This is a genomic window from Streptomyces sp. NPDC020996, assembly GCF_040641355.1.
Classification (GTDB): domain Bacteria; phylum Actinomycetota; class Actinomycetes; order Streptomycetales; family Streptomycetaceae; genus Streptomyces.
Genome location: NZ_JBFADM010000056.1, coordinates 48387 through 56881, shown reverse-complemented (window position 1 = coordinate 56881; position 8495 = coordinate 48387). Strand labels below are relative to the sequence as shown.

Sequence of the window (8495 nt, the reverse complement as noted above, 5' to 3'; positions counted from 1 at the left end):
AACGACGACACGCCCGGCAGGGTGCCTGCGGGAGCGCGGATCTCGGCGGGGAAGTTCGGCAGCGTCGACAGGTCGTTGCCGAACGACGCCGTCTCCGAAGTGAAACGGTCACCGGTGAGCTGCATCCCGTCACCCGAGTCACCCGCGAACCGGATGATCACCCGGTCCAGCCGGCGTACGTCCTTCGTTTCCGCCGGATTGCGCTGCTCTCCCACGACGGCGTCGTCGACCTGCTCCGCTGTCCTGCTGACCTGGCTGGTCACTGAACTGGACCTCCCTCGAGGCGGCTGTCTGGGACCGGCCTTCCCGCAGGCCCTCCCAACATCAACCCTACGTCCGTAAGGGTCGCCTTCCCTCGGCCATTCGCATGATGGACGCGGATTCGGGACGCAGCGACGCCCTCACTTGTCATGCTCCCGCCCTCGGCGCTCACGTTGAAGACGCTCCCCCCTCGTTGTCCGGTTCCGGACCGGACGGAGGCCGGGCCGTCGTCAGCCGGGGTGGGCAGTCCGGACGGCCCGGGATCAGGAGTTCAGGTAGGTGAGGACGGCCAGAACACGCCGGTGGTCCCCGTCGCTCGGCGACAGCCCGAGCTTGAGGAAGATGTTGCTGACGTGCTTCTCCACGGCCCCGTCGCTCACCACGAGCTGCCGCGCGATGGCGGAGTTCGTGCGCCCCTCGGCCATCAGCCCCAGGACCTCCCGCTCACGCGGGGTCAGCCCGGCGAGCACGTCCTGCTTGCGGCTGCGCCCGAGCAACTGCGCCACCACCTCGGGGTCGAGCGCGGTGCCCCCGCGGGCCACCCGCACCACCGCGTCCACGAACTCCCGCACCTCGGCGACCCGGTCCTTCAGCAGGTAGCCGACGCCGTGACTGGACCCGGCCAGCAGTTCCGTGGCGTATCGCTCCTCCACGTACTGCGACAGCACCAGCACACCGAGCCCGGGATGCGCCTTGCGCAACTGCACGGCGGCCCGCACCCCCTCGTCCGTGTGCGTGGGCGGCATCCGCACGTCCGCGACCACGACGTCCGGCAGCGCACCCTCCGCGTCCAGCTCGGTGATGGTCTTGACCAGCGCTTCCCCGTCGCCGACCCCGGCGACGACATCGTGCCCGCGGTCGGTCAGCAGCCGGGTCAGGCCCTCCCTGAGCAGCACTGAATCCTCGGCGATGACCACTCGCACCCTGTCCTCCACGATCCCCGGCCCCCCACGCCCGAATGCCTCTGCACTGCTTCTGCGGTCCAGTGGTCCAGCATTCCAGCATTCCAGCCATGCCGTGCACGGGCGGCACGAATCCGGTCGGGGGTGTGACTCGGGTGGGCGGGCCGCGCACCCGATGCGGGGCCCGAGGCCCCACCTGCACTTCGAATCCCGCACACCGAGGCGGGGCCCGAGGCGCACGTCTGCACCTCGGACCCCGCACCTGCCGCCGGCGCCTCCGCGCGCGGCCGGTCACCCCGTCGCCCGCTCCCCCCGCCACGGCAGCTCCGCCGTCACCCGGGTCGGGCCGCCCGTCGGTGAGTCCACGATCAGGATCCCGTCGACCGCGTCCAGGCGTTCCGCCAGCCCCGCGAGGCCTGAGCCCGCGGAGACGTCGGCGCCGCCTACGCCGTTGTCGACGACCTGCACCAGCAGCCGGCCGTCCACCCGCCACACGTCCACCGCGGCCCACGTGGCCCGCGAGTGCTTGCTGATGTTCTGCAGCAGTTCGGAGACGGTGAAGTAGGCGATGCCCTCGATGGCGGGCGCGGGCCGTTCCGTGAGGTCGACCTCCACCTGCACCGGCACCGTGCACCGGGAGGCGACGGCCGACAGCGCGGCGTCCAGGCCGCGGTCCGTCAGCACCGCCGGATGGATGCCGCGGGCCAGGTCCCGCAGTTCCTGCAGCGCCGTCTTCACCTCGCCGTGCGCCTCGTCCACCATCCGCGCCGCCGCCTGCGGATCCTCCGTCAGCTTCTCCTTCGCCAGACCCAGATCCATGGCCAGCGCCACCAGCCGCGCCTGCGCCCCGTCGTGCAGGTCCCGCTCGATGCGCCGCAGGTCGGCGGCGGCCGTGTCGACCACGACCCCCCGGTCCGACTCCAGCTCCACCACCCGCGCCGACAGCCGCGACGGCCCCAGCAGGCCGTGCACCAGCAGCCGGTCCACCATCGTCAGCGCCCGCACGATCCACGGCGTGGCCAGCGTGAACAGCAGCCCCACCAGCGCGGTGACGGTGATCTCGAAGGGGTTGTCGAGATAGACGCTGTGCGTCGAGTCGCCGTACAGCTGGATCCCGCCCTGACCGGCGTACACCGGGAAGACCCAGAACCACAGGGGGTACGTCAGCAGGGCCCAGCCGTAGGCCCAGAAGTTCACGGCGACGACGAAGGAGAACACCGACCACGGGAACTGCACCACCGCGTACAGCAGCGTCCGCCACGAGGTGCCGCTCTTGAGCACGGCCCCCATCCAGGCCAGCACGCCCTGCTTCCTCATCCGCAGCGGCTCCGGATCGGCCACCTCCAGCCGCAGCATTCCGCGTGCCCGGGCCCGCTCCAGCGCCCCGAACCCCCGGCAGCCGGCCAGTCCCGCCGCCAGCACCGGGACGCCGAGGAACGTCACCAGCAGGCCCGCCCCCAGCGACACCATCGTGACGGCGTAGACGAACAGCAGGATCCCGATCGGCAGACTCAGCAGCACGTACCCGAACTCACGCCAGCTGCGCGCCTCGAACGGCGCCCGCAGCCCGGCGGGCAGCCGCCGCCGACGCTCCCCGGCGAGACCGAGGCCCAGGCCGCTGTCGTACCCGAGCCCGCTGCCGTACCCGTGGCCGGGCCCGCTGTCGTACCCGTATCCGGGCCCGCCGTCGTGCCTGTCGTGGCCGTGCCCGTCTCCGTGCGCGTAGCCCTGTCCGTATTCCGTGGCCATCGGTGCCGTCCCGTTCTACTCGTCCCGCTGGTCCCGCGGCTGTCCTGTCCGTACCTCCACACTGCTGCGCCGCAGGTCCGCGGACCATGGAGTCCGTCGGCGTCTTGGGCGGGGGGTTTTCCCTACCGTTCCTGAAGACTGAGCGGGAGTGAGTCCTGTTGCCAGGGCTGTTGCTCAGCCGGACGCCCCGAGCGGTGTTGGGTGTCCTGGTCGCCCGCGTTCGCTCCGTGTCCGGCGCGCACGGATCGTGTCCGTGGTCCGGGGACGCGGGGGCGGGTTTCCTCACGCCCCGGGGTGCCCGGTCGGGCCTGGGCGGTCCGATGCCCCTGCTCGTCACTCCGGTGAGCAGGGGCGGTGCCGCCCTCCCCCAGTGCCTCAAGGGCCTGGGGGAGGTACCCCCAGCCGGATCGGGTGTCCCAGGGCGCGCCGTCCGATCGCCACGGCGGCTGCACGTGCCACAGCCCGGACACTCACTCAAGCACGCCAGAACGCACCTGTGCGCAGTCAGCCACCGGCAGTTCACAACCCCTTTTCGGGGGCGCCCTTCTCCGGGGCGCGCTCCCGCCAGGGCAGTTCCGCCGTGACCGTGGTCGGTCCGCCCTGCGGGGAGTCGATGACGAACAGCCCGTCGACGGCGCCCAGCCGGTCGGCGAGCCCCTGCATCCCCGTGCCGCCGTCCAGGCGCGCGCCCCCGCGACCGTCGTCCCGCACCTGGATCAGCAGCCGGTCCCGCGTCCGCCACACCTCGACGGACGCGGTGCGCGCCCCGCTGTGCTTGCTGATGTTCTGCAGCAGTTCGGAGACGGTGAAGTAGGCGATGCCCTCGATGGCCGCGGCCGGCCGCGCCGTGAGGTCGACCGTCACCTTCACCGGCACGGTGCAGCGCGAGGCGACGGCCGACAGCGCGGCGTCCAGGCCGCGGTCCGTCAACACGGCGGGATGGATGCCGCGGGCCAGGTCCCGCAGCTCCTGCAGCGCGAGCTTCACCTCGCCGTGCGCCTCCGCGACCATCGTCGCGGCCGAGTCGGGGTCCTCCAGGAGCTTCTCCTTGGCCAGGCCGAGCCCCATCGCCAGGTTGACCAGACGGGCCTGTGCTCCGTCGTGCAGATCGCGCTCGATGCGCCGCAGGTCGGCGGCGGCCGTGTCGACCACGACTCCCCGGTCGGACTCCAGTTCGGCGATGCGCCGCTCCAGTTCGTCCGACGGTGACAGCAGTCCGCGCACCATCGCCCGGTCCGCGTTGGCGAGCCCCCGCGCGATGAACGGCAGCACCGGCCACAGCAGGAACAACGAGGTCAACGTGACGACGAAGGTGAGGATGCCCCACGGCAGCCGGACGAAGTCGTACAGCACCGCGCGCCAGGCCACCGGGTCCTTCAGCGTCATCCACAGCCAGGTCAGGAACCCGGTGCCGCGCCGGGGCAGCGGACTCGGCTCGTCCACGTGGACCCCGAGCAACGCCCTGGCACGGGCCCGCTCCATCCTGCCCAGCAGCCGCGAGCCGGTCAGCCCGGCCGCCAGCAGCGGGAAGCCGATCACCGTGACGGTCAGCCAGAACCCGGTGAACAGGACCGTCATCACGTAGACGAACCCGGCCAGCGCCACCGGGAAGTTCGCCAGCAGGTGCACGATCTCCCGCCACGTGTGCGGGTCGTAGGCGAAGCGGACGGGCGGCAGGGGATCGTCCGCGGCCGTTTCCCGGGCGCGGCTCGATGACGGGAGGCGTTCGGTCATATGGGCTAGCGTGCCGCGCGCCGCGCCGCCGCGCCATGAGGCGGACCGCCGCGATCGCCTGGGGAAAACCCCACCTCCGCATCTCAAGGTGTGACGGGCTGCTTACCGTCTCTTTATCAGGGCCTAGACTCCCGTGCGTACAGATCGTCGAACAGCAGCATCGAGGCCAGGGCCGCAGGTGGGCCGCACGGTCTCGGGCACACGGCCACGGGTCGTAAGGCCTCGGTCGTACGGTCACGGTCGTAGGGCCTTGACCGTACGGTCACGGGTGGTAGGGCCCTGTTCGTACGGTCACGGGTCGTACGGTCTCGGGCGTACGGCCACAGGAGACGCGGCCCGCGGGGTCGCAGGACAGGGAGCGAGGAGACGGACGTGCGGGAACCGACCGTCGTCGCGGCGGACTACTTCCAGTCGTACTCGGTCGTCGGACTGCTCGCCGTCGTGGGCGTGCTCTTCGTCGCCGTCGCCTTCGGGGCGAGCCGCCTGCTGCGCCCGGCCGTGCCGACCCCGGAGAAGCTCCTGACCTACGAGTGCGGCGTCGACCCCGTCGGCGAGGGCTGGGCCCACACCCAGGTCCGCTACTACGTCTACGCCTTCCTGTACGTCATCTTCGCCGTCGACTCGATCTTCCTCTTCCCCTGGGCGACGGTCTTCGCCGCCCCCGGCTACGGCGCGACGACCCTGGTCGAGATGTTCGTCTTCCTCGGCTTCCTGACCGTCGGCCTGCTGTACGCATACAAGAAGGGCGTCCTGGCATGGACGTGACGCCAGAAGTGAACACGCCGGAGCCCGTCCTCCTCCCGGACCCGGTCCTCCTGCCGGAGCCCGGCGGCCCTGCCGAGGGTCTCCCCGGTGGTCCTGCCGGTGGGCCGGCCGGTGGTCCTGCCGCCGAGGGCAGGGGGAGGCTGGGCGCGCTGGCCCGCCTCGCCCCGGAGCCGATGAAGGTCGTCCTGAACTGGGGCCGCCGCTACTCGCTCTGGGTCTTCAACTTCGGCCTCGCCTGCTGCGCGATCGAGTTCATCGCCGCGTCGATGGCCCGTCACGACTTCATCCGGCTCGGCGTGATCCCCTTCGCGCCCGGCCCGCGCCAGGCCGACCTGATGGTCGTCTCCGGCACGGTCACGGACAAGATGGCCCCCGCGGTGAAGCGCCTGTACGAGCAGATGCCGGAGCCGAAGTACGTCATCTCCTTCGGCGCCTGCTCCAACTGCGGCGGACCCTACTGGGACTCGTACTCGGTCACGAAGGGCGTCGACCAGATCATCCCGGTGGACGTGTACGTGCCGGGCTGCCCGCCGCGCCCGGAGGCGCTGCTGCAGGGCATCCTCAAGCTCCAGGAGAAGATCGCGCGCGAGTCGCTGGGGGAGCGGTACGGGTCGTCGGGCGCGGGCCGGCCCTCGGCGGCTGCCCTGCAGAGCGACCTGGTGCGACCGCCGGCCGGCGGAACCCGGACTTCCCCGGGGGAGGACCGATGAGCACGGTCGGCTGGCTCCCCGCCCCCGTCGAGGACCTCTTCGGCGCGGAGGCCATGGCCGAGGAGTCGTACGAGGTCCTGACGGTCGACGTCCCGCCGTCCTCCTGGATCTCCGCGCTGGAGACGGCGCGTACGACCCTCTCCTGCACCTACTTCGACTGGCTCAGCGCGGTCGACGAACCGGGCACCGGCTTCCGCGTCTCGGCGCACGTCGTCGCCCTGTCGCCGGTCCGCCGCCTGCTGCTGCGCACGACGGTTCCGCACGAGGCGCCGGTGCTGCCGAGCGCGGTGGACGTCTACGCCGGCGCGGCCTGGCACGAACGCGAGACGCACGAAATGTTCGGCGTCGCCTTCGAGGGCCACCCCGCCCTCGACCATCTGCTGCTGCCGGAAGGCTTCGAAGGCCACCCGCTGCGCAAGGACTTCGTCCTCGCGGCCCGCGTGGCCAAGGCCTGGCCGGGCGCCAAGGAACCCGGCGAGTCGGAGCACGGCGGCCCCAAGCGCCGCCAGATGCTGCCGCCGGGCGTCCCCGACCCGAACGAATGGGGCCCCCTCAAGGGCCAGCTTCCCCCTGCCCCGGCCCGCCCGGCCCGTGCGGCAGGCCGAGCCGCGGGCGAGCGGCCGGTGCGCGCGGCGACCGGGGAACGGCCGGCCCGAGCCGCGGGGGAGCGGCCGGTCCGGCGTACGCGTTCGGCGGCGGAAGGGTCCGTCAGCCAGGCGGGCGCCGGGACGGAGTCCGCAGGCGAGGGTGCGACATCTCCCACGACATCCCCGACGACATCCCCGACGGCATCTCCTGCGACACCTCGGGCCGGCGCGTCCCCGAACGCCGGTGCCGGTGACAGGGCTGCGGAGGCCGGAGCGCCCGCCGCCCCGCGGCGCGCGCGGAGCGTGAGCGAGGGGTCGGCGTCGCAGCGTGCGGGAGCGGGTGCTGCCCCGGCCGGTCCTCGCCGGGCGCGCAGCGCCTCGGAGGGTTCCGCGAGCCAGCGGGCCGCGTCGGGCGGGAAGACGGCCGGTGGCGAGGGAGCCGAGGATGCGCAGGCCCCGGGCACCGGGGACACGACCCCGCCCAAGGCGCCTCCGCCGACCACGGCGCCGAACGCCCCGCGCAGTCCGGACGCCCCTTGGCACCACGCCCGCCCGGCCTTCGACGAGCCGGAGACCCCCACCCCTGAGGCCCGGGCCCCCGGCGCCCCCGAAGCCGAGGGTTCCGCTGGCGATGGCTCCGAGGTGCAGGGCTCCGATGGCAAGGGCTCCGGTGCCCCCGTGGACTCCGATGCCTCGGCGGGCTCCGAACCTGCCGAAGAGGCTCGGGCCCCCGAAGAGGCTCGGGCCCCCGAAGAGGCTCAAGCCCCCGAAGACCGCGACACCCCCACCCCCGACGACCACCCCGCAGGAGGCCCGCAGTGAACGACGCTCTCGACGTCGCCCTGCGACTCCTGATCGTCTTCGTCGTCTTCCTCACCTTCCCGCTGATCATCGGCCAGACCGAGCACAAGGTGATGGCCCACATGCAGGGCCGCCTCGGACCGATGTACGCCGGAGGCTTCCACGGCTGGGCCCAGCTCGTCGCGGACGGAGTGAAGTTCGCGCAGAAGGAGGACGTGGTCCCCGCGGGAGCGGACCGCCGCATCTTCCAGCTCGCCCCCGCCGTGGCCCTCCTGCCGTACCTCCTGGTCCTCCTCGCCATCCCCATCGGGCCGGGCGAGGGCGCCGTCGGCCAGGTCCTGGACGCGGGCGTGTTCTTCGTGCTCGCGGTGATGGGCGTGGGCGTCCTCGGCGCACTCATGGCCGGCTGGGCCAGCGCCAACAAGTTCTCCCTCCTCGGTGGCCTGCGCACCGCCGCCCAGCTCCTCGCCTACGAACTTCCGATGCTGCTCGCCGCCGCCTCGGTGGCCATGGCCGCCGGCACGGTCTCGCTCCCGGGCATCCTCGACGCGTTCCACTGGTGGTGGCTGCCCTGGCAGATCATCGGCGCGATCGTCTTCTTCGTCGCCGGGCTCGCCGAACTCCAGCGACCGCCGTTCGACATGCCGGTCGCCGACTCCGAGATCATCTTCGGCGCCTACACCGAGTACACCGGTCTCCGCTTCGCGCTGTTCCTCCTCGCCGAGTACGCCGGGATCGTCGTCCTGTGCGGCCTGACCACCGTCCTCTTCCTGGGCGGCTGGCACGGTCCCTGGGGTGCCGACGGCCTCGGCTGGGTCTGGACGCTGCTGAAGACCGCCGTGCTCGCCTTCGTCGTCATCTGGCTCCGCGTGACCTACCCCCGCCTGCGCGAGGACCAGCTCCAGAAGCTCTCCTGGACCCTCCTCGTCCCCCTCTCCCTCGCCCAGATCGCCCTCACCGGCATCGTCAAGGTGGTGATCCAGTAG

Annotated in this window: 7 protein-coding genes and 2 pseudogenes; 4 read left to right on the top strand and 5 right to left on the bottom strand. The window is 72.3% G+C overall.

The window, feature by feature from the left end:
* The 5 genes and pseudogenes from AB0G63_RS30265 to AB0G63_RS30245 all read right to left on the bottom strand — a co-directional run.
* A pseudogene (locus AB0G63_RS30265) lies at positions 1-263 on the bottom strand (2-oxoglutarate ferredoxin oxidoreductase subunit alpha); the annotation flags it as partial.
* Positions 264-524: 261 nt separating this feature from the next.
* The gene (locus AB0G63_RS30260) at positions 525-1184 is read right to left on the bottom strand and encodes a response regulator transcription factor (protein ID WP_324789240.1); all 660 of its coding nucleotides are present in this window, start codon (positions 1182-1184) and stop codon (positions 525-527) included.
* Between the two features lie 270 nt (positions 1185-1454).
* Entirely contained in the window at positions 1455-2912 is a 1458-nt protein-coding gene (locus tag AB0G63_RS30255; RefSeq protein WP_360756615.1) for a sensor domain-containing protein, read from the bottom strand.
* Between the two features lie 122 nt (positions 2913-3034).
* Positions 3035-3362 (bottom strand): annotated as a pseudogene (locus tag AB0G63_RS30250) (hypothetical protein); the annotation flags it as partial.
* Between the two features lie 69 nt (positions 3363-3431).
* Positions 3432-4646: a sensor domain-containing protein gene (locus AB0G63_RS30245; protein ID WP_360756611.1), complete on the bottom strand. Its 1215-nt coding sequence runs from the start codon at positions 4644-4646 to the stop codon at positions 3432-3434.
* A gap of 372 nt (positions 4647-5018) precedes the next feature.
* Here AB0G63_RS30245 and AB0G63_RS30240 point away from each other — a divergent pair, with 372 nt between their 5' ends.
* The 4 genes from AB0G63_RS30240 to AB0G63_RS30225 are packed head-to-tail and all read left to right on the top strand — an operon-like array spanning position 5019 to position 8495.
* Positions 5019-5411: an NADH-quinone oxidoreductase subunit A gene (locus AB0G63_RS30240; RefSeq protein ID WP_360756609.1), complete on the top strand. Its 393-nt coding sequence runs from the start codon at positions 5019-5021 to the stop codon at positions 5409-5411.
* A complete protein-coding gene (locus AB0G63_RS30235) occupies positions 5402-6121 on the top strand; it encodes an NADH-quinone oxidoreductase subunit B family protein (protein WP_360756606.1) in 720 nt (239 codons plus the stop codon). The genes AB0G63_RS30240 and AB0G63_RS30235 overlap by 10 nt, the downstream gene beginning before the upstream one ends.
* Entirely contained in the window at positions 6118-7530 is a 1413-nt protein-coding gene (locus tag AB0G63_RS30230) for an NADH-quinone oxidoreductase subunit C (protein WP_360756605.1), read from the top strand. Before AB0G63_RS30235 ends, AB0G63_RS30230 begins: the two co-directional genes overlap by 4 nt.
* Positions 7527-8495 (top strand): complex I subunit 1 family protein, encoded by a 969-nt coding sequence (locus AB0G63_RS30225; protein WP_360756602.1) that lies wholly within the window; start codon positions 7527-7529, stop codon positions 8493-8495. Before AB0G63_RS30230 ends, AB0G63_RS30225 begins: the two co-directional genes overlap by 4 nt.